General features: G+C 72.1%; 29 protein-coding genes. 14 read left to right on the forward strand and 15 right to left on the reverse strand.

The window, feature by feature from the left end:
• The first annotated feature begins 160 nt into the window (after nt 1–160).
• From IEZ00_RS20545 to IEZ00_RS20560, 4 genes are all read left to right on the forward strand, one after another.
• Complete coding sequence (locus IEZ00_RS20545; protein ID WP_229795945.1) at nt 161–1,150, forward strand: iron chelate uptake ABC transporter family permease subunit; 990 nt, start codon at nt 161–163, stop codon at nt 1,148–1,150.
• Nucleotides 1,147–2,175, forward strand: coding sequence for a FecCD family ABC transporter permease (locus IEZ00_RS20550; RefSeq protein ID WP_229795946.1), 1,029 nt, complete (start codon nt 1,147–1,149; stop codon nt 2,173–2,175). The genes IEZ00_RS20545 and IEZ00_RS20550 overlap by 4 nt, the downstream gene beginning before the upstream one ends.
• Complete coding sequence (locus IEZ00_RS20555) at nt 2,172–3,002, forward strand: ABC transporter ATP-binding protein (protein WP_189224927.1); 831 nt, start codon at nt 2,172–2,174, stop codon at nt 3,000–3,002. The genes IEZ00_RS20550 and IEZ00_RS20555 overlap by 4 nt, the downstream gene beginning before the upstream one ends.
• Before the next feature lie 166 nt (nt 3,003–3,168).
• Complete coding sequence (locus tag IEZ00_RS20560) at nt 3,169–3,348, forward strand: hypothetical protein (protein WP_189224928.1); 180 nt, start codon at nt 3,169–3,171, stop codon at nt 3,346–3,348.
• Here the strand turns inward: IEZ00_RS20560 and IEZ00_RS20565 are convergent.
• Entirely contained in the window at nt 3,338–4,330 is a 993-nt protein-coding gene (locus tag IEZ00_RS20565) for an LLM class flavin-dependent oxidoreductase (RefSeq protein ID WP_189224929.1), read from the reverse strand. The two genes, IEZ00_RS20560 and IEZ00_RS20565, sit on opposite strands and share 11 nt — an antisense overlap.
• A gap of 35 nt (nt 4,331–4,365) precedes the next feature.
• Here IEZ00_RS20565 and IEZ00_RS20570 point away from each other — a divergent pair, with 35 nt between their 5' ends.
• Nucleotides 4,366–4,641 (forward strand): GNAT family N-acetyltransferase, encoded by a 276-nt coding sequence (locus tag IEZ00_RS20570; protein ID WP_189224930.1) that lies wholly within the window; start codon nt 4,366–4,368, stop codon nt 4,639–4,641.
• Between the two features lie 41 nt (nt 4,642–4,682).
• Here the strand turns inward: IEZ00_RS20570 and IEZ00_RS20575 are convergent, their stop codons facing one another.
• The 3 genes from IEZ00_RS20575 to IEZ00_RS20585 are packed head-to-tail and all read right to left on the reverse strand — an operon-like array spanning nt 4,683 to nt 7,793.
• On the reverse strand, nt 4,683–5,120 hold the full coding sequence (locus IEZ00_RS20575) for a response regulator (protein ID WP_189224931.1): 438 nt from the start codon (nt 5,118–5,120) through the stop codon (nt 4,683–4,685).
• Entirely contained in the window at nt 5,113–6,618 is a 1,506-nt protein-coding gene (locus IEZ00_RS20580; protein ID WP_189224932.1) for a sensor histidine kinase, read from the reverse strand. Before IEZ00_RS20580 ends, IEZ00_RS20575 begins: the two co-directional genes overlap by 8 nt.
• Complete coding sequence (locus IEZ00_RS20585; RefSeq protein ID WP_189224933.1) at nt 6,618–7,793, reverse strand: PP2C family protein-serine/threonine phosphatase; 1,176 nt, start codon at nt 7,791–7,793, stop codon at nt 6,618–6,620. Before IEZ00_RS20585 ends, IEZ00_RS20580 begins: the two co-directional genes overlap by 1 nt.
• A gap of 120 nt (nt 7,794–7,913) precedes the next feature.
• On the opposite strand from IEZ00_RS20585, the gene IEZ00_RS20590 reads away from it, so the two are divergent.
• The gene (locus IEZ00_RS20590) at nt 7,914–8,663 is read left to right on the forward strand and encodes a lysophospholipid acyltransferase family protein (protein ID WP_189225082.1); all 750 of its coding nucleotides are present in this window, start codon (nt 7,914–7,916) and stop codon (nt 8,661–8,663) included.
• Here IEZ00_RS20590 and IEZ00_RS20595 read toward each other — a convergent pair.
• From IEZ00_RS20595 to IEZ00_RS20625, 7 genes are all read right to left on the reverse strand, one after another.
• The gene (locus IEZ00_RS20595; RefSeq protein ID WP_189224934.1) at nt 8,584–9,051 is read right to left on the reverse strand and encodes a YkvA family protein; all 468 of its coding nucleotides are present in this window, start codon (nt 9,049–9,051) and stop codon (nt 8,584–8,586) included. The genes IEZ00_RS20590 and IEZ00_RS20595 overlap by 80 nt on opposite strands.
• 47 nt (nt 9,052–9,098) lie before the next feature.
• Nucleotides 9,099–9,242 (reverse strand): hypothetical protein, encoded by a 144-nt coding sequence (locus IEZ00_RS20600; RefSeq protein WP_189224935.1) that lies wholly within the window; start codon nt 9,240–9,242, stop codon nt 9,099–9,101.
• Nucleotides 9,243–9,315: 73 nt separating this feature from the next.
• Nucleotides 9,316–10,599, reverse strand: coding sequence for a glycosyltransferase family 2 protein (locus tag IEZ00_RS20605; protein ID WP_189224936.1), 1,284 nt, complete (start codon nt 10,597–10,599; stop codon nt 9,316–9,318).
• 54 nt (nt 10,600–10,653) lie between these two features.
• Nucleotides 10,654–12,213, reverse strand: coding sequence for an NAD(P)/FAD-dependent oxidoreductase (locus IEZ00_RS20610; protein WP_189224937.1), 1,560 nt, complete (start codon nt 12,211–12,213; stop codon nt 10,654–10,656).
• On the reverse strand, nt 12,210–13,049 hold the full coding sequence (locus IEZ00_RS20615; protein ID WP_189224938.1) for a ferredoxin: 840 nt from the start codon (nt 13,047–13,049) through the stop codon (nt 12,210–12,212). The genes IEZ00_RS20610 and IEZ00_RS20615 overlap by 4 nt, the downstream gene beginning before the upstream one ends.
• Before the next feature lie 163 nt (nt 13,050–13,212).
• Entirely contained in the window at nt 13,213–13,965 is a 753-nt protein-coding gene (locus IEZ00_RS20620; protein ID WP_229795947.1) for a DUF4142 domain-containing protein, read from the reverse strand.
• Between the two features lie 13 nt (nt 13,966–13,978).
• Nucleotides 13,979–14,557 carry a hypothetical protein gene (locus tag IEZ00_RS20625; protein WP_189224939.1) on the reverse strand — a complete coding sequence of 193 codons (579 nt, stop codon included), beginning with the start codon at nt 14,555–14,557 and terminating at the stop codon, nt 13,979–13,981.
• Nucleotides 14,558–14,744: 187 nt separating this feature from the next.
• Between IEZ00_RS20625 and IEZ00_RS20630 the strand changes: the two genes are divergently transcribed.
• Complete coding sequence (locus IEZ00_RS20630) at nt 14,745–15,302, forward strand: sigma-70 family RNA polymerase sigma factor (RefSeq protein WP_372448488.1); 558 nt, start codon at nt 14,745–14,747, stop codon at nt 15,300–15,302.
• A gap of 5 nt (nt 15,303–15,307) precedes the next feature.
• Nucleotides 15,308–16,036 carry an anti-sigma factor family protein gene (locus IEZ00_RS20635; protein WP_189224940.1) on the forward strand — a complete coding sequence of 243 codons (729 nt, stop codon included), beginning with the start codon at nt 15,308–15,310 and terminating at the stop codon, nt 16,034–16,036.
• Between the two features lie 4 nt (nt 16,037–16,040).
• Here IEZ00_RS20635 and IEZ00_RS20640 read toward each other — a convergent pair whose 3' ends face one another.
• The gene (locus IEZ00_RS20640) at nt 16,041–16,382 is read right to left on the reverse strand and encodes a DUF742 domain-containing protein (RefSeq protein ID WP_189224941.1); all 342 of its coding nucleotides are present in this window, start codon (nt 16,380–16,382) and stop codon (nt 16,041–16,043) included.
• A 565-nt stretch (nt 16,383–16,947) separates the two neighbouring features.
• Between IEZ00_RS20640 and IEZ00_RS20645 the strand changes: the two genes are divergently transcribed.
• Nucleotides 16,948–17,916, forward strand: a complete 969-nt coding sequence (locus IEZ00_RS20645) for an SRPBCC family protein (protein WP_189224942.1) — start codon at nt 16,948–16,950, stop codon at nt 17,914–17,916.
• Nucleotides 17,913–19,088, forward strand: coding sequence for a zinc-dependent alcohol dehydrogenase (locus IEZ00_RS20650; protein WP_189224943.1), 1,176 nt, complete (start codon nt 17,913–17,915; stop codon nt 19,086–19,088). Before IEZ00_RS20645 ends, IEZ00_RS20650 begins: the two co-directional genes overlap by 4 nt.
• Nucleotides 19,089–19,106: 18 nt before the next feature.
• Here IEZ00_RS20650 and IEZ00_RS20655 read toward each other — a convergent pair whose 3' ends face one another.
• Nucleotides 19,107–20,339: an HNH endonuclease signature motif containing protein gene (locus tag IEZ00_RS20655; RefSeq protein ID WP_189224944.1), complete on the reverse strand. Its 1,233-nt coding sequence runs from the start codon at nt 20,337–20,339 to the stop codon at nt 19,107–19,109.
• A gap of 160 nt (nt 20,340–20,499) precedes the next feature.
• On the opposite strand from IEZ00_RS20655, the gene IEZ00_RS20660 reads away from it, so the two are divergent.
• From IEZ00_RS20660 to IEZ00_RS20670, 3 genes are all read left to right on the forward strand, one after another.
• Nucleotides 20,500–21,018: a MarR family winged helix-turn-helix transcriptional regulator gene (locus IEZ00_RS20660; RefSeq protein WP_189224945.1), complete on the forward strand. Its 519-nt coding sequence runs from the start codon at nt 20,500–20,502 to the stop codon at nt 21,016–21,018.
• A gap of 248 nt (nt 21,019–21,266) precedes the next feature.
• The gene (locus tag IEZ00_RS20665; RefSeq protein ID WP_189224946.1) at nt 21,267–21,884 is read left to right on the forward strand and encodes a DUF4360 domain-containing protein; all 618 of its coding nucleotides are present in this window, start codon (nt 21,267–21,269) and stop codon (nt 21,882–21,884) included.
• Between the two features lie 85 nt (nt 21,885–21,969).
• Nucleotides 21,970–22,599: a DUF4360 domain-containing protein gene (locus tag IEZ00_RS20670; RefSeq protein ID WP_189224947.1), complete on the forward strand. Its 630-nt coding sequence runs from the start codon at nt 21,970–21,972 to the stop codon at nt 22,597–22,599.
• A 70-nt stretch (nt 22,600–22,669) separates the two neighbouring features.
• On the opposite strand, the gene IEZ00_RS20675 is transcribed toward IEZ00_RS20670, so the two are convergent.
• Nucleotides 22,670–22,882, reverse strand: a complete 213-nt coding sequence (locus IEZ00_RS20675) for a hypothetical protein (RefSeq protein ID WP_189224948.1) — start codon at nt 22,880–22,882, stop codon at nt 22,670–22,672.
• Nucleotides 22,883–22,973: 91 nt separating this feature from the next.
• Nucleotides 22,974–23,675 carry a VIT1/CCC1 transporter family protein gene (locus IEZ00_RS20680; protein ID WP_229795948.1) on the reverse strand — a complete coding sequence of 234 codons (702 nt, stop codon included), beginning with the start codon at nt 23,673–23,675 and terminating at the stop codon, nt 22,974–22,976.
• 37 nt (nt 23,676–23,712) lie between these two features.
• On the opposite strand from IEZ00_RS20680, the gene IEZ00_RS20685 reads away from it, so the two are divergent.
• A complete protein-coding gene (locus IEZ00_RS20685) occupies nt 23,713–24,492 on the forward strand; it encodes a phosphotransferase family protein (RefSeq protein WP_189224949.1) in 780 nt (259 codons plus the stop codon).
• The last annotated feature ends 8 nt before the right edge of the window (nt 24,493–24,500 follow it).

Here is a 24,500-nt window from a genome sequence, read left to right on the forward strand (position 1 = left end):
CGCGAACCGCACGTTCGCGCACCCCGAACCGCGCGTTCCCACGCCCGGTAGTAGTTGACGGCCCTCGGGGGCGGGTCGGGTGGTACTTGCCGACGCGGGGAGGGGCGTCCCAGGGGTGGGATGTCTTCGGTTAGCCTTGCCTAAACACGGGGAGGTGCGGGTGAGGCGGGGCATCGGGTTGGCGCTCTCGGTCGGCGTGCTCGGCTTCGTCGTCCTGCTCAGCCTCTGGGTCGGCACCAAGAACATCCCGTTCACCGCCACCTGGGACCTGCTGCTGCGTGACGACGGCTCCGGCGACGCGGCGATCATCCGCGACGTCCGCGTCCCCCGCGCGCTGCTGGGCGTGCTGGTCGGCGCGGCGCTGGGCCTGGCGGGCGCGCTGATGCAGGCGCTGACCCGCAACCCGCTGGCCGACCCCGGCCTGCTCGGGGTGAACATGGGCGCGGCGGCCGCCGTGGTGTCGGCGATCGCGTTCTTCGGGGTCACCTCGGCCACCGGCTACGTCTGGTTCGCGCTCGCGGGCGCGGCGGTCGTGTCGGTCGCGGTCTACGTGCTGGGCTCGACCGGCCGGGGCGTGGTCGGGCCGGACCGGCTGGTGCTCAGCGGCGCCGCGCTGGGCGCGGTGCTCTACGCCTTCATCTCCGCGGTGCTGCTGCTCCACGCCCACACGTTCCACTCCTTCCGCTTCTGGAACGTGGGCTCGCTGGCGGGGCGGACGCTGGAGGTCGTCGGGCAGGTCGCGCCGTTCATCCTGCCCGGCATCCTGATCGCGTTCCTGCTCGCGCCCAGCCTCAACGTGCTGGCGCTGGGCGAGCACACGGGCAAGGCGCTGGGCGCGAACCCCAACCGCACCAAGGGCTTCGGCGTGCTGGCGATCACGCTGCTGGCGGGCGCGGGCACCGCTGCGGCCGGGCCCATCGGCTTCGTCGGGCTGGCCGTGCCGCAGGTGGCCCGGATGATCGCGGGCTCGGACCAGCGCTGGGTGCTGTCCTACTCCGCGGTGCTGGCGCCGGTGCTGCTGCTGGGCGCGGACGTCATCGGGCGCGTGCTCATCGCGCCGCAGGAGATGGAGGTCGGCATCATCACCGCGTTCCTGGGCGCGCCGGTGTTCATCGCGCTGTGCAGGCGCAGGAAGCCGGCGCGGCTGTGAAGACCATCCGGACCGGCCCGCTCTCGCTGCGGGTCAGCGAGCGCGCCGTGCTGACCTGCCTGGCCGTGGCCGCGCTGACCGCCGTGACCGCGGTGACCACGATGGTCACCGGCGACTTCCCGCTGACCGTGGGCGAGGTGCTGAGCACCTTCGTGGGGCAGGGCGACGGCGCGTCGGAGTTCGTCGTGCTCACCCTGCGGCTGCCCCGGCTGCTGACCGGCCTGCTGGTGGGCGCGGCGCTGGCGCTGAGCGGCGCGATCCTGCAGAGCCTGTCGCGCAACCCGCTGGCCAGCCCCGACATCATCGGCTTCACCCAGGGCTCGGCCACCGGCGCGATCGCGGTCATCGTGCTGTTCCAGGGCGGCATGACGGCGGTGGCCACCGGGTCGGCGGTCACCGGCCTGCTCACCTCGGCCGCGGTCTACCTGCTGGCGCTCAAGCGGGGCGTGCAGAGCTCCCGGCTGGTGCTGATCGGCATCGGCGTCAGCGCCATGATGCTCTCGGTCAACTCCTACCTGATCACCCGCGCCACCCTGGAGGGCGCGCTGGCCGCGCAGGCGTGGCTGGTCGGCGGGCTGAACAACCGGGGCTGGGACCACGTGCGGGTCATCGCCGCCGCGCTGGCGGTGCTGCTGCCGTGCGCGCTGTGGCTGGGCCGCCGCCTGGCGCTGCTGGAGATGGGCGACACCGCGGCGACCGGCCTGGGCGTGGACGTGGAGCGGACCCGCCTGGCGCTGCTGGCGGTGGCCGTCGGGTTGGCCGCGGTGGCCACCGCGGTGGCCGGGCCCATCACGTTCGTGGCGCTGGCCGCGCCGCAGCTGGCGCGCAGGCTCACCGGCGCTTCCGGCCCCGGCCTGGCCGCCGCCGCGCTGGTGGGCGGGCTGCTGCTGGTGGTGGGCGACCTGGCGGTGCAGCGGCTGTTCCCGACCACACCGCTGCCGGTGGGCATCGCCACCGGGGCGATCGGCGGGCTGTACCTGGTGTGGCTGCTGGCCACCGAGTGGCGGAAGGGGAGCACCCGATGACCAGGCTCAGGGGCGAGGACCTCACGCTGGCCTACGACGAGCGCGTGGTGGCCACCGGGCTGGACGTGGCCGTCCCCGACGGCTCGTTCACCGTCATCGTCGGCCCGAACGCGTGCGGCAAGTCGACGCTGCTCAAGGCGCTGGCGCGGATGCTCAAGCCGCGCGCGGGCGCGGTGCTGCTGGACGGCAAGGCCATCTCCTCCTACCGCTCCAAGGACGTCGCCCGGCTGCTGGGGCTGCTGCCGCAGACCTCGATCGCGCCCGGCGGCATCACCACCGGCGAGCTGGTGGCCCGCGGTCGCTACCCGCACCAGCGGGTGCTGCGCCAGTGGTCGGTCCAGGACGAGGCGGCGGTGGACCGGGCGATGGAGCTGACCGGCGTGCGGGAGCTGGCCGACCGGCCGGTGGACGAGCTGTCCGGCGGGCAGCGGCAGCGGGTGTGGCTGGCCATGGTGCTGGCCCAGCAGACCTCGATCCTGCTGCTGGACGAGCCGACCACGTTCCTCGACATCGCCCACCAGGTCGAGGTGCTGGACCTGTGCGCGGACCTGCACGAGGACGGGGGCCACACGCTGGTGGCGGTGCTGCACGACCTCAACCAGGCGTGCCGCTACGCCACCCACCTGATCGTGATGAAGCCCGGCCGGGGGATCGTGGCGCAGGGCGACCCGGCCGACATCGTCACCGCCGAGCTGGTGCGCGACGTGTTCGGGCTGCCCTGCCGGGTGATCGACGACCCGGAGACGGGCACGCCGCTGGTGGTTCCGCTGCGCAGGCAGCGGGTCGCGGTCGGGGGAACCGCTCCGCAACTGTCCCAAGTGGACTGACCGGTGGTGTCGCCGCCTGCGGCCCCGCTGCTCCGATCGGGTCACAAATCCCTTGTGGCGTAACGAAAAGGTCTACGCGACCCGTGCGGTGCATAAGTCGGTGATGCAGTGGGCACCCCAGGGTCCCCATCCACACCGTCCGTTCCGCTCGACGAGGAGCAGGACCATGGCCCACAAGAGAGACCTGATCGACATCCGCAGCGGCGACGAGTTCTACCAGCCCACCCCCTTCGGCCTGGTCTACCCACTGCGCACCGGCGACGGCGCGCCCCCGCCCGACCAGCGGGGCCGCACCTGGGAGTACTTCGTGGCCAGCGGCCGCGAACTGCAACCGGTCACGTCGTGAGCCGGGGCAGCACCTCCTGGCCGAACAGCCTGATCGCCTCCAGGACCGCCGCGTGCGGCAGCCCGCCGATGTCCACCACCACCAGGTGGGCGTCCAGGCCGAGCAGCTCGCCCAGCCCGTTGAGCCGCTCGGCGACCTCGGCCGGGTCGCCGCACACGGCGGCCCCCGCCATGAGCGCGTCCACGTCCACCTCGCTGCCGCCGTCGCCGCGCCACGGGTGGGCGAACCGCGCGTAGGCCGACAGGTGCGGCCGCCACAGCCGCCGCGCCTCCGCCGAGGTGGGCGCGACGAACACGTGGCTGGGCAGCGCCACCCGTCCCCGCCCGCCCAGCGCCTCCCGGTAGCGCCGCACCACCGGCAGGTGCGTGCCGGGGTCGCGCAGCGTGCTGGGCAGCATCAGCGGCAGCCCCAGCTCCACCCCCAGGTCGGCCGACACCGCCGAGCCGCTGCCGATCCACACCGTGGGGCGCGGTCGCTGCACCGGCCGGGGCACCGTGGTCACGTCCACCAGCGGGCTGCGGAAGCGCCCCCGCCAGGTCACCCCCGGCCGCTCCAGCAGCGTCAGCAGCAGCCGCAGGTTCTCGTCGAACCGGGCCCGCAGGTCGTCCTGGACGCCGAAGGCCGCGTCGGTGCGCTGGGACACCCCGCGCGCCACGATCAGCTCCGCCCGGCCCGAGGACAGCACGTCCAGCGTGGCCAGCTCCTCGGCCACCCGCACCGGGTCGTGGTGGGCCAGCAGGGTGACCCCGGTGGACAGCCGCAGCCTGCTGGTGCGCGCGGCGATGGCGGCCAGCAGCAGCTCCGGCGCGGAGACGATGTAGCGGGTGAAGTGGTGCTCGCCGATCGCCACCCCGGTGAAGCCCGCCTCCTCGGCCACCACCGCCTGCTCCACGACGGCGCGCAGCCGGTCGGCCTCGCTGACCGCCTGCCCGGTGCTGGGGTCGGGCAGGTGGTCGCCGAGTATCAGCAGGTAGACGTCCATTCCGCAATACTGCACCGCGCGATTAGGCTGGGTGCATGAAGGCCACTGTCGTCGACAACCCGGACCGCTCCCGCTACGAGGTCTTCCTGGACGGGGAGCTGGGCGGGTTCGCCGACTACGCGCTGGGCGACGGGGTGATCGCGTTCACCCACACCGAGGTCGCGGTCGAGGGCAGGGGGCTGGGCGGCGAGCTGGTCCGGCACGCCCTGCGGGACGCCCGCTCGCGCGGGCTCAAAGTCCGCCCCGACTGCTCGTTCGTCCGCGACTACCTGGCCAAACACCCGGAGCTCGCCGAGGTTACCGACGAGTAGTACCCGCGGGTGGGCTGGACCGACCCCGAACCCGCGCCTGATCAGCGGGGCAGCTTCACCACGGTCACGAAGAAGTCGTCGATCTGCCGGACGACCTCGATGAACCGGTCGAAGTCCACCGGCTTGGTGACGTAGGCGTTGGCGTGCAGGTCGTAGCTGCGCAGGATGTCCTCCTCCGCCTCGGAGGTGGTCAGCACCACCACCGGGATGGTGCGCAGCGACTCGTCGGCCTTGATGTCGGCCAGCACCTCCCGGCCGTCCCGCTTGGGCAGGTTCAGGTCCAGCAGGATCAGCCCCGGCCGCGGCGCCGAGGCGTACTCGCCCTCGCGGCGCAGGAACTCCATCGCCTCCACGCCGTCGCGCACCACGTGCAGCTGGTTGCGGATCTTGTGGTGCTCGAACGCCTCCTGCGTCATCAGCGCGTCGCCGGGGTCGTCCTCGACCAGCAGGACGTCGATCACGTTCAGCGAGTCACTCATCGGTGTCCCCGGTTTCCTCTTCCTCGACGACGGGCAGCGTGAACTTGAAGGTCGTGCCGGGCCCCTGGCCGGGCTCCAACCAGATCGTGCCACCGTGGTACTCCACGATCTTGCGGCACATCGCCAGGCCGATCCCGGTGCCGGGGTAGTCGTCCTTGTGGTGCAACCGCTGGAAGATCACGAAGATCCGCTCAGCGTACTCCGGCGCGATGCCGATGCCGTTGTCCTGGACGGTGAACGTCCACAGCTCCCCGGTGCGCTCGGCGCTGATGCGCACCACCGGCGGGTCCTCGCCGTGGAACTTCAGCGCGTTGCTGACCAGGTTGCCGAACACCCCGCCCAGCAGGGACGCCTCACCGCGCACCCTGGGCAGGTCGGTCCGCACGATGGTGGCCCCGGTCCGCTCGATCACCTCGGAGTAGCTGTCCTCCACCTGGGCCACCAGCTCGTCGCAGTCCACGATCGTCTGCTCGCGGGTGATCCGGCCCACCCTGGAGAACGCCAGCAGGTCGTTGATCAGCACCTGCATCCGCTTGGCGCCGTCCACGGCGAACTGGATGTACTGCTCGCCGCGCTCGTCGAGCTGGCCGGAGTAGCGCCGCTCCAGCAGCTGGCAGAAGCTGGCCACCTTGCGCAGCGGCTCCTGCAGGTCGTGCGAGGCGACGTAGGCGAACTGCTCCAGCTCGGAGTTGGAGCGCTGCAGCTCCTTGAGGTCGGAGACGATGCGCTGCCGCATGGCGTCCACGTCGTGCGCCAGCATCACCGTCTCGCGCGGGCCCGCCACGTCCACCGCGTGCGCGTAGTCGCCGGAGGCGACCTTCCGCGCCTGCGCCGCCAGCACCGCCAGCGGGGCGATCACGATGCGGTGCAGCACCACCGCCACGCCCGCGATGATGACCACCAGCAGCACACCCAGCCCCAGCGACAGCCACACCACCTCGGCGGCCACCTCGTCCAGGGACTGCCTGGCCGCCCGCGCCTCGGCGTCGAGGTCGCCCCGCAGGTCCGCCACGGCCGCGCGGACCCGGTCGAACAGCTCCTTGCCGCGGGTCACGTCGCCCAGCGTGGGCAGCGCGGCCCCGCTCAGGTGGACCTGGGCGATGATGCCCTCGGCGTACTGCAGCCGCCAGTCGGTGGCCGAGCGGCCGATGGCGTCGACCTCGCCCGCCAGGTCCGGCCGGATCTCGGCGAGCAGCGCCCGCGTCTCGTCCTCGGCGCGGCGCTCGGCGTCCTGGCCGTCCAGGTAGGGGGAGAGGAAGTCCTGGTGCGCGGTGATGGCGAAACCGCGCAGGCCCGTCTCCTGGTTGATCAGCGCGCTGTCCAGGTCCTGCACCGCCTGCTGGGCCGGGACCACGCGGTCCAGCAGCCGCTCGCGCGCCTGGCTGAGGCTGCCCATGGCCACCGCGATGCCGGTGATGGCACCCGCGCTCACGATGATCAGGATCGCCACGGCGGCGACCAGCAACCTGCTGGCGGGCCAGCGGGCGCGCAGGTCCATCAAGTACTCTCCGAGATCAGCAGCACGGCCATGTCGTCGTCCAGTTCCCCGCCGTTGAGCTCTTTAACCCTCGAGATCAGCGCGTCCAGCAGCGACGAGGGGTGCCCCGCCCGGTCCGGGCGCTCCTTGCGGACCTGGCCGATCAGCTCGATCAGCCGCTCCGCGCCCAACCGCTCGGTGTCGCCCGCCACCCGGCCCTCCACCAGGCCGTCGGTGTAGAGCAGCAGCTTCCAGCCGGGGGGCAGCGGCACGTCCAGCCCGCTCCAGGTGCTGTCGGGCAGCACGCCCAGCGGCAGACCCGCCCGGTCGCGGGGCAGCTCCACCACCTCGTCGCCCACCAGCAGCATCGGCTCGGGGTGGCCCGCCAGGTAGATCCGCGCCCACCGGCGGTCCGGCGAGATGGTGACCATGCACGCGGTGGTGAACAGGCCCGGCTGGTGGCGCTCGTGCTCCAGGATCTGGTGCAGCGTGCGCAGCACCCGCGAGGGCTCCTGGTCGGCCAGCACCAGCGCGCGCCAGGCGATGCGCAGCAGCACCCCCAGCGCGGCCTCGTCCGGCCCGTGGCCGCACACGTCGCCGATGAGCACCTGCAGCGTGCCGTCCGGGGTGGCCACCGCGTCGTAGAAGTCGCCGCCCAGCAGCATCCGGCTGCCGCCGGGCCGGTAGCGCACCTGCACGTCGGGCCCGTCGTCGTGCAGGATCGGGGACGGCAGCAGGCCGCGCTCCAGGCGGGTCTTCTCCGCCGCGTGCAGCTGCTCGTCGCGCAGCTGCCGCTGGGTCTCCTCGGCCTGCTTGCGGCCCACCGCGTAGCGGATGCCGCGCAGCAGCGCCTCGCCGTCGACCTGGCCCTTGACCAGGTAGTCCTCGGCGCCCGCGGCGACCGCGCGCATCCCCTGCCGCTCGTCGGTCATGCCGGTCAGCACGATGATCGCCGCCGGGTGCGGCTGGGCCAGCAGGTGCAGCAGGCCGTCCAGGCCGGTGGTGTCGGGCAGGCCGAGGTCCAGCAGGACGCAGTCGGAGCCGGGCAGGAGCCTGCTGGCCTCGCGCAGCGTTCGCGCGCGGCGCAGCTCCACGTTCGCCCCGACGTCCTCCAGCAGGGCCTCGACCAGCACGGCGTCCCCCTCGTCGTCTTCGACGAGGAGCACGCTGATGCGGTCTACGGCGCTCGTGGGCACGTGCGGGACAGTAGTCGAACTGGATCAGGACGGGGACGGGCAGGCGACCGTTGCCCGGCGCGTGTCGCCCGCGGCGGTGCGGCGGCGGTGGCCCAGAATCCCCCGGTGAGCTTCTCCGAGATGGTGGCGTTGACCGCGCGGTTGCCCCGGCGCGGCCGGGGGTTCTGGTACGGGTTGGCGATCGAGGCGCTGTGGCCGCTGGTCGTGCTGTTCGTGCGGACGCGGATGCGTGGGCGGCGTCACGTGCCGGGCCGGGGTCCGGTGCTGCTGGCGGCCAACCACCTGTCCAACGCCGACCCGGTGACGCTGGCCGCGTTCGCGCTGGCCTCCGGGCGGGTGCCGCGCTTCCTGGCCAAGGCGGCGCTGTGGCGGGCACCGGTGGTCGGGTGGGTGATGTCGTCGGGCGGGCACATCCCGGTCGACCGGGGCACCGCGCGGGCCGGGCTGGCGGTGGGCGCGACGCGGGACGCGCTGCGCGGCGGCGAGTGCGTGATCGTCTACCCGGAGGGCACCTTCACCACCGACCCGGACGGCTGGCCGATGCGCGGCAAGTCGGGTGTGGCGCGGATCGCGCTGGAGACCCGCACCCCGGTGGTGCCGGTGGCGCAGTGGGGCGTCCAGCGGCTGCTGCCGCCGGGCGGCCTGCTGCCCCGGCCCTGGACGCGGGTGGACGTGCTGGCCGGTCCGGAGGTCGACCTGTCCGACCTCTACGAGCTGGAGCCGACCAAGGAGGTGCTGGAGGAGGCCACCGCGCGGATCATGAGCGCGATCACCGGGCTGCTGGCCGAGCTCAGGGGCGCCGCGCCCGGTGACCGCGCCGTTCCGACTCCCAGCGCAGGTAGCCACCCGCCGCGGCGGACAGGCTGGTGAGCAGCCACACCAGCACGCCCGCGTCGTCGGTGACCCCGATGACCGGCAGCAGCTCGGGCAGCACGTCCACCGGGGACACCAGGTAGACCAGGGCGAACGCCCAGGTGGCCACCCTGGTGGCGGGCAGGCCGTAGTCCTTGCGGGCGCGCAGCATCCGCGGCAGCGCGCGGGCCCGGTCCAGGACCGAGCCCATCGGCTCGGGCTCCCCGGCGGCGATCCGGGCGCGTCGCCGCCGCGCCCGGCGCAGCAGGCCGAGCGCGATCCCGGCCGCGCCCAGCACGAGCAGCGCGACGCCCACCGCGGCCGGGGGGAGCCCGACCACCTCCGCGTCCCGCCACACCAGCGTCGACAGCCCCAGCACGGCGAGGAACCCGCCGAAGAAGATCACCCCACCATGCTAGGGCCGGAGGCCCCGCCGCGCACCGCTCGCGCGGCTCACCGTCTTCGCCCCGCCGCCAGCAGCGCCGCCGCCACGACGGCGCACCCCGCGGCCGTGGCACCCCGCCAGAGGGCCCGGTCGAAGAGCACCACCAGCCCGTTGCACAGGGCCAGCGCGAGGAAGACGGCGGCCAGCGCCACCAACGGTTTCGACCACTGACGGGACGTGCCGCGCGATGTCATGACCTGAACAGCGTTCGGATTGGCCCGGCTGTTACGCGACGCCGCGGTTCACCGCCCGAAGGGGCGCGGCCGATGGGTCGGGCGGGCACGCCGCTGCCAGGGGAGTCGCGGGGGAGTCGTCGTTGAAGCCCGCCCAGTGGCCGACCCGGAACACCCCCGGCCCGGTCGAGCCGCCCAGCGCGATGCGCCTGTCCCGCACCGCGCGCACGGTCAGCTCGGCCTGCCGGTCCAGCAGCCCGTCGATCCGGGTGTCGTCGAGCCCGTCGATCTCCTCCCAGAAGGTCAGCACGCGGTTGACGTAGAGCGCCACCAGGTGGTCGCGCGCCTGCTCGAACCGGCCGCCCGCCAGCGCCGCCAGCGCGTCGGCCAGGACGTGCGGCCACTGCTCGGTGGTCACCCGCAGCCCCCACGGCGCGGCGGTGAGCCCGTCCGCGGCGGGGAACAGCGCCCGCACGTCATCGCGGTGCGCGTCCAGGTACCGCGCCACCGAGGCGGACACCCGCGAGACCACCGCCGGGTCCTGAGGGGCCGCCGCGCCGTCCACCGCCGCCCGCGAGCGCACCGCGCCCGGTCGTGGCGGGCGCACGCAGTCGGTGCGCAGCACGACGTGGAACAGCGAGTCCAGCACCTGCTGCGGCAACCGCAGGATCTTCGGGAACGGGGAGTTGTGCAGCTTGCGCCCCAGCGGTACCTCCACCACGCGCATCCGCTCGCGCAGCGCGTTGGCGGTCAGCCACACGTCGATGCCGTAGAGGTAGGCGCTCGCGGGCCGCGGCCAGGTCCGGGCCCGCTCCAGGAACGCCCGGTTGAAGGCGAACTCGCCACCGATGGGCTGCTGCAGGTGCACCCCGAACACCGCCGCCAGCAGCGGGCTGGCCAGGTGGTTGGTGGTGTTGGCCTCGAAGCGGTTGCGCCGGTAGACGGGCACCGCCAGCGTCGGCCGCTCGTCGTCGACCGCCCCGGCCAGCCTGCCCACCCACTCCGGTTCGGCGGAGCGCACGTCCGCGTCGAGCAGCAGCACCCGGTCCGCGCCCAGCTCCAGCGCGCGGTCGATGATCGCGAAGACGTTGGTGCCCTTGCCGGTTCCCTCGCCGCCGCTGCGCGCCACGACCTTGCGGGCGCGCAGCGGCGTCTCCGTGAACCGGTCCACGGTGCCGTCGGTGCTGCCGTTGTCGGCCAGCACGACCGCGTTGCTCCCGCCGGGGAAGGCCAGCCGCAGGCCGGCGTCGGCGGCCTCGGCCACCGCGCCGACCGTGCGCGCCTCGTCACGGGCCGGGATGCCCACGACCGTGACTGCGTTGTTCCGGTTCGCCATACCCCCGAATGCTTGGTGGCCGGAGTTACGGAACTACGGCATTCGGGTAACAGCTCACCTGGGCCTGGCCCTGGGGCCGCTGCGGGCCAGCGGACGCGGCTGGTGCCGGGTCCGCACCACGGGGGCGTGCTGCGGCGTGTAGTCGTAGCGGGCACCCTCGTAGCGGGTCTCCTCGTGGCGGACTTCCTCGTAGCGGGACCGTTCGGGACGCGGCTGCTCGCGGGGCGGGATCGGCAGCGGCTGCGAGTCCTGCTGCTGCCGGGGCAGCCGGGGTTCCTCGCCCCGCCCCGGATCACCTCGTCCAGGATCACCTCGCCCCGGAGCACCGCCGCTGTCGGCCAGTTCGCCCCTGGCGGGGGCGATCCGGGTCGCCTCCGGCTCGGGCCCGGCCAGGTGCTGCGGCACCCGGCGCTGCCGCTCCGGACCGCCCACCACCTTGTTCTGCCGCCACAGCTCCGGCGACAGCTTGATCATCGCGGTGGGCGCGTCCAGGCCCACCATGCCCACCAGCCTGCCCTCGTTGACGAAGCCGGTGATGGTGCGGTGGTCCTTGCTGGAGCGCGCCAGCGTGGTGGTGTCCTTGCCGAGGGCGGGGATGCCCGACCCCTGGATGCGCATCCCGTACTGCTCGGTCCAGAACCTCGGAACGGGGGTGAACGGCCGCGAATTCTCCCTGCCCGCCAACAGGTTCTCCGCGGCCGCCCGCCCCATTTCCACCGCGTTGAGCCAGTGCTCGACCCGACGCGGTTGTCCTCCGAACCTCAGGTTGGGCCAGCGCGCGACATCGCCCGCGGCCACGATGTCGGTCGCCCCGACCGCGTGGCAGGTCGCGTCGCACAGCAGCCCGTCCTCCAGCACCAGCCCCGAGCCGCGCAGCCAGGCCACCGACGGGGAGGCGCCCACCGCGATCACCACGACCGCGGCGAAGAACACCTGCCCGTCGGACAGGTGGATGGCCACCCCGCCCGGCTGGCGCACCCAGTGCCGGATCTTCACGCCCATCGCCATCCGCACGCCCCGCGCCCGGTGCGCCTCGGTGACGGTGTCGCCGATCTGCTTGCCGCACGCGCCGCCCAGCAGCGTCGACGAGCGGCTGACGATGGCCACGTCGCGGCCCATCATCTTCACCGACGCGGCCATCTCGCAGCCGATCAGGCCGCCGCCGATCACCACCACCAGGCCCTGCGTGGAGTTGATCGCGTTCTTGATGCCGATCGCGTCGTCGACCGTGCGCAGCACGTGGATGCGCGGGTCCTGCCGCGGCGCGCCCGCGAGGTGGCGCGGCTCGACCCCGGTCGCGATGATCAGCCCGTCGTACTTGAGCTCCTCGCCGCCGGGCAGTCCCACCACGTGCCGGTCCGGCTCCAGGTGGGTGGCCGCGGTGCCCAGCCGCCACACCGCGTTGAGCTCGCGGCTGATGGTCAGCCGCAGGTCGCTGGCGTGCAGCTCGCCGTTGATGGCCTCCTTGGACAGCGCGGGCCGGTGGTAGGGCAGGTGCCGCTCCGCGCTGACGATCACGATCTCGCCCTGGTAGCCCAGCTCCCGCAGCCGCTCCCCGGACCGCAGCCCTGCCAGCCCGCCGCCCGCGATCACGATCCGCTCCTCGTTCTTCACCGCACTCGCTCCCGCAGTTCGATCGCGCGCATCGGGCACGCGCGGGCGGCAGCGCGCGCCTTCGCGAACTGCTCCGGTGGGGGCCTGCGGTCGTAGCGCAGGCGCTCGTCGTCGACCAGCTGGAAGATGCCGGGCGCCTCGGCCTGGCAGATGCCGTAGCGGTGGCAGCGCTCGTTGTCGACGCTGACGTCCAGCGCGCTGCCGCCCGCGCCGTCGGGCTCGGGCTCGAAGCCCGGCTCCGGCTCCAGCATGCCGAGCTTGACCAGCACGTCGGGCGGCAGGAAGCGGGCGAGGGCGATGGTCACCGTGGGGATCAGGATGGTCAGGCCCGCCAGCCACAGCACGGCCAGGTTGCCGTTGGCGATGGCGCCGAACCAGGAGTGGATGACGGTGATGGTGACCGCCGGGTAGGCCAGCTGGTGCAGCCGCAGCCACTTGCGGTAGTAGATTTTCTTGCGCAGGCCCGCGGTGAACGCGATCACCAGCATGATCTCCAGGCCGATGATGCCCAGCGCGTGCCGGAACAGGCCGCCGGTGGCGAACGGCACGGTGATCTTGACGAAGCTGAAGGCGTTGACCTGCAGGATGGTGAACGCGAAGGCGTGCAGCGAGCCGAAGGCCAGCGCCAGCGTCGCCAGCACCATGTGGCTGTTGCGCAGCCCTTGCCTGCCGGTGAACTTGTTCGCCCAGCCGGTGGCGATCATGACGCCCCAGCACAGGGTGGCGCACATGGCCGCGTAGGCCAGACGTGCCGAGATCTGCGCCACGTGGCGCACTCCGGCGTCGTGGCCGTCGCCCGCCGCCTGGGCGACGAGCAGCGGAACCTGGGTGAGCACGGTTTTCGACCTCCGAGATGGCGGGAGAGAACTCGCAGGTGGGGGACGACCCGCCCGGCTGGTCGCGCAGGAGTGGTCACGACCTGCCGGGCGGGAAGGGGTGTGTGACAGTTCCGCGTCGCCGCGGTTGACGTGGTGTGCCCGCTGTGGCCACCACCTCCTTTCACTTCACCGAACCCTTCGGCCGCAGCACGCGCAGCAGGCCGATGGTCACCGCGGCCCCCACCGCGCAGATCAGCAGGACGGTCATCATGTTGGGGCCGCCGGTCGGGACGACCTGGGCAGCGCGCACGGGGTTGGCCGATGCCGCGTCCGGCGCCGCGCCCGCGGCCACCGGTTTGGCCAGCCCCACCTCGGCGGTGACCAGGTTGGTGCTCTCCAGCAGCGTCATGTGCTTGAGCACGATGTTGTTGCCCACCTGGGCGAACTGCCGGATCGCCTCGTTGCGGGTCATCGCCCGGACCTGGGCGATGACCGGGAAGATCGAGCCGTGCGCGGCGCGCAGCCGGTTGGCGAACGAGTCGTCGAACGCCGCGCCGGTGGCGCTGCGCATCTCGGCCATCCACGACTGCTGGTCGGCGTTGGGCTCGTCGGGCAGTTCCACGCCCATCTGGTCGGCCAGCCGGAGCACCCGCTGGTCGAGGAACGCGTGGTCGCTGGCCAGCTGCGCGCCGACCTCCTTGACCCGCTGGCTGGCCGCGCGGGTCTGCGCCTCCTCGCCCATGGGCATCTCCCACAGGCCCGCGAGGCGCACCTTGACCAGCAGGTCCTTGTCCATGGCCGTGATCGGGCCCAGCGGCGTCTGCTGGACCGGACCGGCGTCCACCGGGTCGTCGGCGTGGGCCACACCGGTGAGACCGAGCGAGAGCAGCAGGTGCACGGCCAGCACCACCGCCGCGGAACGCTTCGCTGACATGGCTTTCCCAGTCCTAGTAACCGTCGCCAGTGGACCCCTGCGCGGGCGCCGCGCCGTCCTCCGCCTGGGCCTTCTTGCCCTCCGGGGTGACGGCGAACCACGTGCCGCCCTTGCCCTGCCCGGTCAGGTCTCCCGCCTTCTTGTCCCCCGTGTACCGGTACAGCGGCCAACCGGCCAGCGTGACCTGCTTCTTGCCGTCGGCCCTGGTCACCGAGCCCACCATGGTCGGGTCCACACCGGAGGTCATGGTGTGCTCGCCGACCAGCACCGGGGGCCACGACTTGGCGCACTCGCCGTCGCAGTTGGACTTCGGCGGCTTGGCGGTGTCCTTGTCGTACCGGTAGAGCGCGAAACCCCCGGCGTCCGCCACGAACCAGCCGACCTGTGCCGACTCGGTGGCCGACAGCATCTGGTGGGGCTCCTTGCTGAATTCGGCCTGTTGCTGGAGAGTCGTCGTACCGGAGCCGGCGCCCGCCGCGCCGTTCCCGCTGCCCGTGGCTCCCAGGCCGCCCGCGCCGCAGGCGCTGGTCAGCACGAATGCCGCGAGGGCGGGAACGGTGAGCAACGCCTTCCTGGTGCGTCGACTGCGCATGGTTGGTCCTTTCTCCTGCTGGCGGGTTCCGCCGAACGGTCCAGCGACCGGGGGGAACCGGTCGACGCCATTGGGCGGACACCGAGGAGTACGGACACGACCCGGTGACGGTTCACGAACGATTCGACCACTTTTTCTGCGGCCAGACTCTCGACTTGGAACCCGTCGGCGCGCTTGGATACGCGGCGTGGCGCGGCACAGACGCACTCAACAACAAACACAACGCGATCAGCCATGGCCGGACACCGGTCTGGAGGACGAGCTGATCCGCAGGCTCTACCAGGAGTTCGGCAGCGCGCTGCTCGGTCACGCCATGCGGCTGACCGGCAGCGACCGCCAATGGGCAGAGGACATCGTGCAGGAGACGCTGGTCCGGGCGTGGCGCAACGCCGAGAAGCTGGAGCGGGACCCCGTCCTGCTGCGCTCTTGGCTGTTCACCGTGGCCCGGCGGCTGGTCATCGACGACCGCCGCAAGCGCAGCGTCCGACCGCAGGAGTCGGAGTTGACCCCGTCCGACGAGGCGCCGTCGCGGGATGAGGCGGACCGCACGCTGGCCGCGATCGTGGTCGCCGAAGCGCTCAACGGACTGACGGAGGAGCACCGGGAGGCTATTCTCGAGACGTATTTGAGGGATCGGACCGTCGGGGAAGCCGCAGCGGTGCTCGGAGTACCACCGGGCACGGTGAAGTCCAGGGTCTACTACGCTCTTCGCGCCCTGCGGCGGGCGCTGCAGGATCGGGGCTGACACAGGTGAGTTCGCTGCCGAACCACGTCGACGTGGCGGCGTATGTCCTCGGCATCCTCGATGAGGACGAGGTCGACGCCTTCGAGAACCATCTCGCCCAGTGCCGCCGATGTGCGCTCGACTTGCGCGATTTCGCCATGCTGCCCGACCTGCTCGACGAAGCCGACGCCAACGGGATGCTGCGCTCCAACGCGGGCGAGCGACCCGACGGGCGCTCCGTGCGGGCGATGCTGGACACGGTGTCGGAGGACCGCGCGCGCAAGCGCCGGAACCGCGTCCTGCTGGCCGCCGCCGCGGCCGTCCTGCTCGTCGCCGTGACCGCCGTGGTGTCGGTGAACCTCGCTTCTTCCTCTTCGAACACCGTGGCCGCGGGTTCCACCGCGCCCCGGCAGTCCGAAGTGGCCAACAACTCACCCGACGGATCGGGGTCGGTCGCCCGGACCGACCCCGCCACCGGGGTGACCGCCCGGATCAGCGCTTCGCCCGAGCCCTGGGGGACCTCACTGCAGCTGGAGGTCAGGGGGGTCAAGGGGCCGGGGCTGTGCGAGCTGGTCGCCAAGTCCCGCGAGGGCGACGTGCTGACCGTGGCCAGCTGGAAGGCCGCCGGGTCGGGCAGCGGCGACGACCCGGTGCACGTCGTCGGGGGAGTCGGCTTCAAGTGGCACGAGATCTCGGAGTTCTCGGTGCGCTACAACGACGACGGCAAGGTCCTGGTGCGCCTGCCCACCAGTTGACGCGCTAGATCCGGCGCAGTCCCAGCAGGACCCGCTCCATCAGCTCCAGCGACGGGCCGCCGTCGGAGTTGTCGGCGTTCTGGTGGACGTTGATCAGGCTCAGGTCCGACATGTCGGCCAGCAGCACGCGCACCACGCCCAGCGGCAGGTGCAGTCGTGCGGCCACCTCGGCCACCGAGTGCGGCAGCCTGCACAGGTCGCTGATGATGCGGTGCTCCGCGGTGGAGGTCAGCGCGTCGCGGGCGGCGCGCTCGTTGGTCGTGACGATCGTTTCGATCGCCAGCGCTGTCGTCGAGCGCGTCCGGCCGCCGGTCCTGGTGTAGGGGCGCACCCGCGGTGTCGACACCGGAGCTCCTCGGCGGTCGGAGTGATCTTCAAGGCCGTTGCCGGTGTTCGACCTTAGAAGTGACCGGGGTGCGCTGTCTGCTGTTGATCCGAAATTCGGCGGGTTTTTCTTTCCGCCGACACGCTGCGTACCAGCGTTGATTCCCAGTGTGATCGAAATTTTCGACACTCATGGGATGATCGGTTGCCGACCGGCTCGGCGACCGGGAGGCCACCCCGCGACGGCAGTCGTCGCGAGGTGACCCGGAGGATCACCCGATGGGTGTCGGATTCACGATCACAGGAACCTCGCAGAACACTGGGGCAGAACACTGGGGGATGTGTTCTGGTGATGAGCTCACCATCGCGGCTTGTGGCCGGGTTCGAAGCTAGCCGGCGCGGGAGCGCTCTCACAACGGTGTTGGGCAAGGCTTGATGTTGACCGTTCAACGGAATGGTTCGTCGAGCGGCGAACCGTCACCGTTCGACACCAGGTGTAACGCCGAAGAGGGGTGGTAACCCGCCGTGGTCAACGGCCGCGCGCCGCAGAGCACGCGGCTCAACCCGAGGGCATCCGGAGGACGGCCATGGTCTCCCAGTCGGTGGACCGGAAGACGGCGGGCAGAGCGGGAGGACGGCTCGGGCGAGCCCTGGGCTGGGTGAGCCTGGGCCTGGGAGTCGCGCAAGTGGCGGCCCCGAACGCGGTGCGGCGGATGAGCGGGGTCGACGACTCGGCCACCTCCCGCGCGGTGGTGCCGCTGGTGGGCGCCCGCGAACTCGTGCACGCCGCCGGGCTGCTGGCGGGCAAGCGGGCAGGCCCGTGGGCGTGGACCCGCGTCGCGGGCGACGCGATGGACCTGACCAGCCTCGCCGTGGCGCTGGCCAACCGACGGGGGCGGCAGCAGGCGCGGCAGCGCAGGCGCCTGGCCGGGGTCACCGGCGCCGTGCTCGGCATCACCGCTCTGGACGTGCTCACCGCGCTCACCTCCCGTGAGCGGGCCGGAGGAGGAACTGTGAACCTGACCGCCACGACGACCGTGCGCAGGCCACCGGGGGAGGTGTACGAGTTCTGGCGGCGCTTGGAGAACCTGCCCACCTTCATGGCGCACCTGGACGACGTGCGCACCACCGGTGAGAGGACCAGCCGCTGGAGCGCCACGGCACCGTTCGGCCGCACCGTCGAGTGGGACGCCGAGATCACCGACGAGGAGCCCGGCGTGCGCATCGGCTGGCGCTCGACCGGCGACGCGGACGTGCCCAACACCGGCAAGGTGTGGTTCGTGCCCGCACCGGACGGCGTGAGCACCGAGGTGCACGTGGTCATCCGCTACGACATGCCCGGCGGGGCCATCGGCAAGGCCGTCGCCCGCTACTTCGGCGAGGAGCCGCACCAGCAGCTCGACGACGACCTGCGCAGGCTCAAGCAGGTCCTGGAGACCGGCGAGGTGGTCCGCTCCGAGGGCGCCCCGTGGGGCAAGCGCGCCCGCCACGAGTTCCCGCAGCGGCCCGCGCAGCCCCTGTCGGCCGAGGAACTGGCGAAGGGAGCCGTGGCATGAGGGCGAACACCTGGGCGGGCCGCAACAAGGTCGAGGTCCGCGACGTGCCCGACCCGACCATCCTCAACAGCCGCGACGCGATCGTGCGGGTCACCTCCACCGCGATCTGCGGCTCGGACCTGCACCTGGTCGACGGCTACGTGCCGACCATGCAGGACGGCGACATCATGGGCCACGAGTTCATGGGCGAAGTGGTCGAGGTCGGTCCCGGCGTCGACCCCGGCAAGCTGCGCGTGGGCGACCGGGTCGTGGTGCCGTTCCCGATCGCCTGCGGCGCCTGCGGGGCGTGCGCGGCGGAGCTGTACTCCTGCTGCGAGAACAGCAACCCCAACGCGGGCATCGCGGAGAAGATGTTCGGCCACCCGGTCGCCGGGATCTTCGGCTACTCCCACCTGACCGGCGGATACGCGGGCGGGCAGGCGCAGTACGCGCGGGTGCCCTTCGCCGACGTCGGCCCGCTCAAGATCGAGTCCGACCTCACTGACGAGCAGGTGCTGTTCCTGTCCGACATCCTGCCCACCGGCTACATGGGCGCCGAGATGTGCGACATCCAGCCCACCGACGTGGTCGCGGTGTGGGGCGCGGGACCGGTGGGGCAGCTGGCCATGGACAGCGCGCGGGCACTGGGCGCCGCGCAGGTCATCGCGATCGACAAGGAGCCCTACCGGCTGGCCATGGCCGAGCGGGCGGGCTACACCACGATCAACTTCGACGAGGTCGACGTCCGGTCCCGGCTGCTGGAGCTCACCGGCGGGCGCGGCCCGGAGAAGTGCATCGACGCCGTCGGCCTGGAGGCCACCCACGGCAGCGCCCACATCAACGCCTACGACCGCGTCAAGCAGGCCGTCCGGTCGGAGACCGAGCGGCCGCACGCCCTGCGCCAGGCGATCCTGTCCTGCCGCAGCGGCGGCGTGGTGTCCGTCATCGGCGTCTACGGCGGCCTGATGGACAAGTTCCCGGCGGGCGCCTGGATGAACCGGTCGCTGACGCTGCGCACCGGTCAGTGCCACGTCCACCGCTACATGAAGCCGCTGCTCGGCCTCATCGAGCGCGGGGAGATCGACCCGACGCGGATCATCACCCACCGCATGTCGCTGGAGGAGGCGCCGCGCGCCTTCGAGATCTTCAAGCACAAGCAGGACGACTGCGAGAAGGTGATCCTCACTCCCTGACGGCGGCCACCCGGCTGGTCAAGCCGCGTGCCGGGTGGGTTGTCGGTGCAGCAGGTTCTGCCGGGGGCGCTGGGCGGGATCGACGTGGCGGGGTGGGATGACGGCAGGCACCCCGTCGACCAGGGTGATGCGCCACTCGGTGTGGTGGACCAGGCTGTGGTGACGGCGGCACAGCAGGACCAGGTTGTCCAGGTCGGTGGGGCCGCCGTCGGCCCAGTGGCGCACGTGGTGGGCGTCGCACCAGGTCGATGGCCGGTGGCAGCCGGGGAAGGCGCAGCCGCCGTGGCGGGCGTGCAGGGCGCGGCGCTGCGCCAGGCTGACGGTGCGCCGGGCGCGGCCGAGGTCGAGCACCTCCGAGCGCCCGCCGAGCACGACCGGGATGACCTTGGCGTCGCAGGCCAGGCGGCGGGCCTGGGCGGCGCTGAGGTGGCGGCCGTCGTCCAGCCGGGCGTGGCCGGTGCCGCGGCGCAGCGCGTCGAAGCCGACCGTGACGCTGATGTGCGGGCGCTCCCCGGCTTCGCTGGGCAGCCTGCCGCTGCCCTCGGCAAGCTCCAGCAGGTCGGCGAACGCCTCCCCCTGCCGCTCGGCGCGGTTGCGCGGTGCGGCCGCACCGCGTTCGGCCGCACCTCGCTCGGCTGCGCCCTGTTCGGCGGCATCCCGTTCGCCCGCCAGGGGCGCGGCCAAGGGGTACAGCAGGGCGGTGAACTTGGCGCCGGTCTCGGCGGACAGCTCGCCCCACAGCTCCAGCCGTCCGCCCGGCAGGTGGCGCAGGTGCAACACGTCGCCGCGGGCGGCGTGCTCGTCCCGTTCGTCGGCTTCGTCCCGCGCGGTGCGGTCGCGGATGTGCTCGGCCAGCAGCCGCACCGCCCGCGGCTCCACCGCGCAGGCGGCGCGGACCAGGATCTCCTGACTGCCCGGAGGCAGTCGCAGCGAAACCGCCCGCGCCAGCTCGGCCAGGTGCTCCTCGCTCAGCTCCGGCCACACCTCTGCGGGGATCGGGTGCGCGGGTTCCAGCGGCTGCCCGGTGGCGCTGAGGGTGCCCAGGAACAGGCGGACCTGCGCCGTCCAGCGCCGCAACCGCGCCCGGTCGACGCGGGTGCTGTGCCGATAGGACTCCAGGTCCAGCCCGCGCCGCAGCACCTCGGCCAGCAGGGCCAGGCGCTGCCCGTGCAGCGCTCGGGCGCGCGTCTCGACCTCGGCGACGGCACTCATCAAGTCGTCGTCGGACAGCAGCGCGGGCGGAGGACTCATGTCCACCACGTTATTCGAACACCTGTTCCCGTCGCATCTACACGATCAGGCGTTCACGGATGGATGACCGGGGCGCCGCGCTGTCCACAGTGGTCCCCCTGTCGCGCCCTGGTGTCCTGTTCGAGCACCGCGGACCCTGGTGTCCTGAGAGGATTGCCCGGTGGCTGAGCAGGAGGTGCCCGTCGCCGAGGACGTGGTGACGGAGCAGGACTACGAGAGGTTCGCGCGGCACCGCATCGCCGAACTCGGCGGGGACGCCGAGGCGTTCGGCCTGTCCTACAACGTGCTGCAGCTGGCGTACATGATGATCACCGATTACGAGGCGCTGGTGCACCGCGAGCACGGCTGGACCATGCCCGCGTTCCGGCTGATGTTCAAGCTGTGGATCCTGGGCCCGACCCAGCCCAACCGGTTGGCGGACCTGTCGGGGACCACGCGCTCGGCGATGTCGAACCTGATCAACACGCTGGAGCGGGCGGGCCTGGTGGAGCGCAGCCGCGACGAGCGGGACCGGCGGGTGGTGTTCGTGGCGCTGACCGAGCGCGGGCGCGAGGCGGTGTCGCGGGCGTTCCCCAGGCAGAACGCGCGGGAATCGCGGTGGTTCGAAATCCTCTCGCCGGAGGATCGCGCCCGGATGGTCGACATGATCCGCCGCGTGGTGGCGACCCGGCCGGGGTAGTGGCGGGACGCCTTTCGGACAATGTCGTGCGAAATTCAACGAAATGTTGCGCAGCCGGTTGTTAATGCGTCTCAGGTTTTCTGAGATGTGGTCATCCCAGGGTCGCTGAACCAGCCCCTGTTTCACCAGGTGGACCCCTGGTGCGGACGCTAAACATTTTTCATGCGGATGGCGGAATGGCCGCCGGGGATTGCTGCGATACGTTCGCTTAACCGTCGTCGCATCGCATCGCAGCAGAAAGGCCCCCCATGCTGACCACAGTGGCAGCGGCTGCGCTCGTCATGTCCGCGCTCATTCCCACCGCCCAATCCGAGGCCGTGCCCCCGCCGGACTACGTCACCGTCGATGTGGTGACCGTGAACGGGTCGGGTTGCCCAGCCGGAACGGCCGCGGTGGCTGCTTCCCCCGATCGCACCGCGTTCACCGTCACCTACAGCGCGTTCCTCGCCGAAGCCGGTGAAGGCGCCGCCCCGACGGACTTCCGGAAGAACTGCCAGCTGGCCGTGAAGGTCGGCTACCCGCAGGGCTTCACGTTCGGCGTCGCCCAGGCCGACTACCGCGGCTTCGCGCACCTCCAGGCGGGTGCGACCGGGATGGAGCAGGGCAACTACTACTTCGCGGGCATGTCGCCCACCGGGCGCAAGAGCCATTCCTTCACCGGCCCCTACAGTGACAACTGGCAGGCCACGGACGCGACCGAGTTCGGTTCCATCGTGTACGCCCCCTGCGGCGAGTCCCGATTGGTCAACCTGAACACCGAGCTGCGGGTTTCGAACGGCTCCGCGCAAGGCACCAGCTTCATGGTGATGGATTCCACCGACGGCAGCGTCAGCACCAAGTACCACTTCGCCTGGAAGCGGTGCTAGGAGTTGTCGGCTGCAGTGGAGCACGTTCGACCCCGGAGCAATTCGCCGCCGTTGATCGGTTTTTTGACGAGTCGGAAGGTGTTCGATGCTGAACATTGTGGCCGCCGCCCTGGCGGCGTCGGTGATCGTGATCCCGCCCGGTGGGGCACCCGGCACCACTCCACCGCTGGACCACATCACCATCGAAGTGGTGACCGTCAACGGGTCCGGTTGTCCGGCCGGGACCGCGGCGGTGGCGGTGTCGCCGGACAACAAGGCGTTCACCGTGACCTACAGCGACTTCATGGCGGTGGTGGGCGGTAACGCCGATCCCACCGCGTGGCGCAAGAACTGCCAGCTGAACCTCAAGGTCAACGTCCCGTCGGGCTTCACCTACGGGATCGCCCAGGCCGACTACCGCGGCTTCGGGCACCTCGAGCCGGGTGCCACCGGCATGGAACGGGCGAACTACTACTTCCAGGGTATGTCGCCCACGGCGTACAAGGTGCACAACTACGCCGGGCCGTTCAGCGACGACTGGCAGGCCACGGACACCACCGAGCTCGCCGCGATCGTCTACCACCCCTGCGGCGAGAAGCGCAACTTCAACATCAACACCGAGTTGCGGGTGAGCCTGGGGACCTCCGACCCCAAGACCACCAGTTTCATGTCGATGGACTCGACCGACACCACCATCCAGACCACCTACCACTTCGCATGGAAGACCTGTCCATAGACCCCGTGGTGGGGAGGCCGGCGGGCAGGCAGCCGAGAGGTTGCCTGCCCGCTTATACGCGGTGGGAACGCTAGCGGGCGGCGCGGCGCGCCGCCCTCGCGCAGGCCGCGGCGGCGAGCAGCAGCAGAGCGGCCACGGCTGCCTGCCACCACGCCGACTCGCTCAGCGCCACCGTCACGTTGACCGCTCCCACCAGGGTGAACAGGCAGGCCAGCAGCAGCCACAGCCCGCGTTCGGACTTCAGCCCCCCGCGGACGAGGGACGGCATAGGTGAGTGCGCCATGGCGGGACCTCCAGGGGATGCGACGCAGCAGGACACGTCGAATGCGCGGCGGTTACCCACTGACCGGTCGATTCACACCTGCGCGATCACCTCAGCCGATCGTCACCCCGAACAGCAGCCCCACGTAGTAGGTCACCAGCATGGTGAGCGACCCCACCACGACGTTGCGCCGCACCGCCCGCCCGACCCGGCTCGCCCCGAGCCGGGCGCTGACCACGCCGGTGATCGCCAGACCCGCCAGCACGGCCAGCGCGCACGCCCACACCCGCCACGACGTCGGCGGCAGCACGATCGCCACCAGCGGCACCACCGCCCCCGCGGCGAAGGCCACCAGTGAGGCCCAGGCCGCCTGCCACGGGCTGGTCAGGTTGTCCGGGTCGATCTGCAGCTCGGCCTCGGCGTGGGCGCGCAGCGGGTCCTTCGCGGTCAGCTCGCGCGCCACCTCCTCGGCCAGCTCCGGCGACAACCCCTTGGCCTGGTAGATCTCGGCGAGCTCCCGCTCCTCCTCCTCGGGCATGTCGCGCAGCTCGCGCGCCTCCTGGCGCAGCGCGGCCCGCTCGGTGTCGCGCTGGGTGCTCACCGAGACGTACTCGCCGCCCGCCATGGACAGCGCGCCCGCCACCAGCCCGGCCACCCCCGCGGCGAAGATGGCCGTGCGGTCGGAGGTGGCCCCGGCGACGCCGACCACCAGGCCCGCGGTCGACACGATGCCGTCATTGGCCCCCAGCACCCCGGCGCGCAGCCAGTTGAGCCTGCTGGAGAGGTCGTCCTGGTGGGGTTCGTCGACGTGCACGCCCGTGATCGAACCACGCGGCGGTTAGCCTCGTGCCATGGGGGAACTGCGTCGAGTCCTCGCCGCCCACTTGCCCGGCCTCCCCGTGGAGTCGGTGCGGCTGCTGGGCGAGGGGCAGGAGAACGTCGCGTACGAGGTGAACGAGTCGCTGGTGGTGCGACGGCGCAAGCGGGGCTCGGTCGTGGCGGAGGCCGCCGTGCTGGCGGCGGTCGCGGAAGTCTCGCCGCTGCCGGTGCCCGTGCCGCTGTTCGCCGAAGGCGAGTGGATGGCCTACCGCAAGCTGCCGGGGGTGCCGCTGCACCGGGTCGGTCCCCGGCCGTCGGTGGTGGCCGCGCTGACCGAGTTCCTCGCCGCGGTGCAGGCCGCCGACATCCCGGCGCCCGAGGACGACCCCCCGCTGCAGGAGTGGCTGGCCGACGCGGCGGCCGACTACCCGGCCCTGCCCGTGCCCGAGGCGTTCCGGCGGCCGGTCGAGCGGTTCCTGGCCGCTCCGCCGCCCGCGGCCGGGCACCGGTCGGTGTTCTCGCACAACGACCTCGGGGTGGAGCACGTCCTGGTGGACGTGGCCACGACGGGGGTGACCGGGGTGATCGACTGGACCGACGCGGCGTGGGTCGACCCGGCCTACGACTACGGCAGGCTGTTCCGGGACCTGGGGCCGTCGGCGCTGGCGGCGACCCCGGAGCCGCTGCGCGAGCGGGCGGTGTTCTACGCGCGGTGCACCGCGCTGGAGGACCTGGCCTACGGCGTGCGCGGCGGGCACGAGGTCTACGCGCGCAGGTCGTTGGAGTCGATGGCGTGGGTGTTCCGGGTGTAGCACCGCCG

It is taken from the genome of Saccharothrix coeruleofusca, assembly GCF_014648515.1.
Taxonomy (GTDB): Bacteria; Actinomycetota; Actinomycetes; order Mycobacteriales; family Pseudonocardiaceae; genus Actinosynnema; species Actinosynnema coeruleofuscum.

What these genes read in the sequence shown, in the direction of transcription:
- IEZ00_RS20675 (WP_189224948.1), bottom strand. Translation starts at nt 22,882, where the DNA reads ATGGCGCACTCACCTATGCCGTCCCTCGTCCGCGGGGGGCTGAAGTCC.
- IEZ00_RS20605 (WP_189224936.1), bottom strand. Translation starts at nt 10,599, where the DNA reads ATGGCGAACCGGAACAACGCAGTCACGGTCGTGGGCATCCCGGCCCGT.
- IEZ00_RS20575 (WP_189224931.1), bottom strand. Translation starts at nt 5,120, where the DNA reads ATGAGTGACTCGCTGAACGTGATCGACGTCCTGCTGGTCGAGGACGAC.
- IEZ00_RS20590 (WP_189225082.1), top strand. Translation starts at nt 7,914, where the DNA reads ATGGTGGCGTTGACCGCGCGGTTGCCCCGGCGCGGCCGGGGGTTCTGG.
- IEZ00_RS20560 (WP_189224928.1), top strand. Translation starts at nt 3,169, where the DNA reads ATGGCCCACAAGAGAGACCTGATCGACATCCGCAGCGGCGACGAGTTC.
- IEZ00_RS20555 (WP_189224927.1), top strand. Translation starts at nt 2,172, where the DNA reads ATGACCAGGCTCAGGGGCGAGGACCTCACGCTGGCCTACGACGAGCGC.
- IEZ00_RS20620 (WP_229795947.1), bottom strand. Translation starts at nt 13,965, where the DNA reads ATGTCAGCGAAGCGTTCCGCGGCGGTGGTGCTGGCCGTGCACCTGCTG.
- IEZ00_RS20650 (WP_189224943.1), top strand. Translation starts at nt 17,913, where the DNA reads ATGAGGGCGAACACCTGGGCGGGCCGCAACAAGGTCGAGGTCCGCGAC.
- IEZ00_RS20625 (WP_189224939.1), bottom strand. Translation starts at nt 14,557, where the DNA reads ATGCGCAGTCGACGCACCAGGAAGGCGTTGCTCACCGTTCCCGCCCTC.
- IEZ00_RS20670 (WP_189224947.1), top strand. Translation starts at nt 21,970, where the DNA reads ATGCTGAACATTGTGGCCGCCGCCCTGGCGGCGTCGGTGATCGTGATC.
- IEZ00_RS20565 (WP_189224929.1), bottom strand. Translation starts at nt 4,330, where the DNA reads ATGGACGTCTACCTGCTGATACTCGGCGACCACCTGCCCGACCCCAGC.
- IEZ00_RS20655 (WP_189224944.1), bottom strand. Translation starts at nt 20,339, where the DNA reads ATGAGTCCTCCGCCCGCGCTGCTGTCCGACGACGACTTGATGAGTGCC.
- IEZ00_RS20665 (WP_189224946.1), top strand. Translation starts at nt 21,267, where the DNA reads ATGCTGACCACAGTGGCAGCGGCTGCGCTCGTCATGTCCGCGCTCATT.
- IEZ00_RS20580 (WP_189224932.1), bottom strand. Translation starts at nt 6,618, where the DNA reads ATGGACCTGCGCGCCCGCTGGCCCGCCAGCAGGTTGCTGGTCGCCGCC.
- IEZ00_RS20570 (WP_189224930.1), top strand. Translation starts at nt 4,366, where the DNA reads ATGAAGGCCACTGTCGTCGACAACCCGGACCGCTCCCGCTACGAGGTC.
- IEZ00_RS20685 (WP_189224949.1), top strand. Translation starts at nt 23,713, where the DNA reads ATGGGGGAACTGCGTCGAGTCCTCGCCGCCCACTTGCCCGGCCTCCCC.
- IEZ00_RS20645 (WP_189224942.1), top strand. Translation starts at nt 16,948, where the DNA reads ATGGTCTCCCAGTCGGTGGACCGGAAGACGGCGGGCAGAGCGGGAGGA.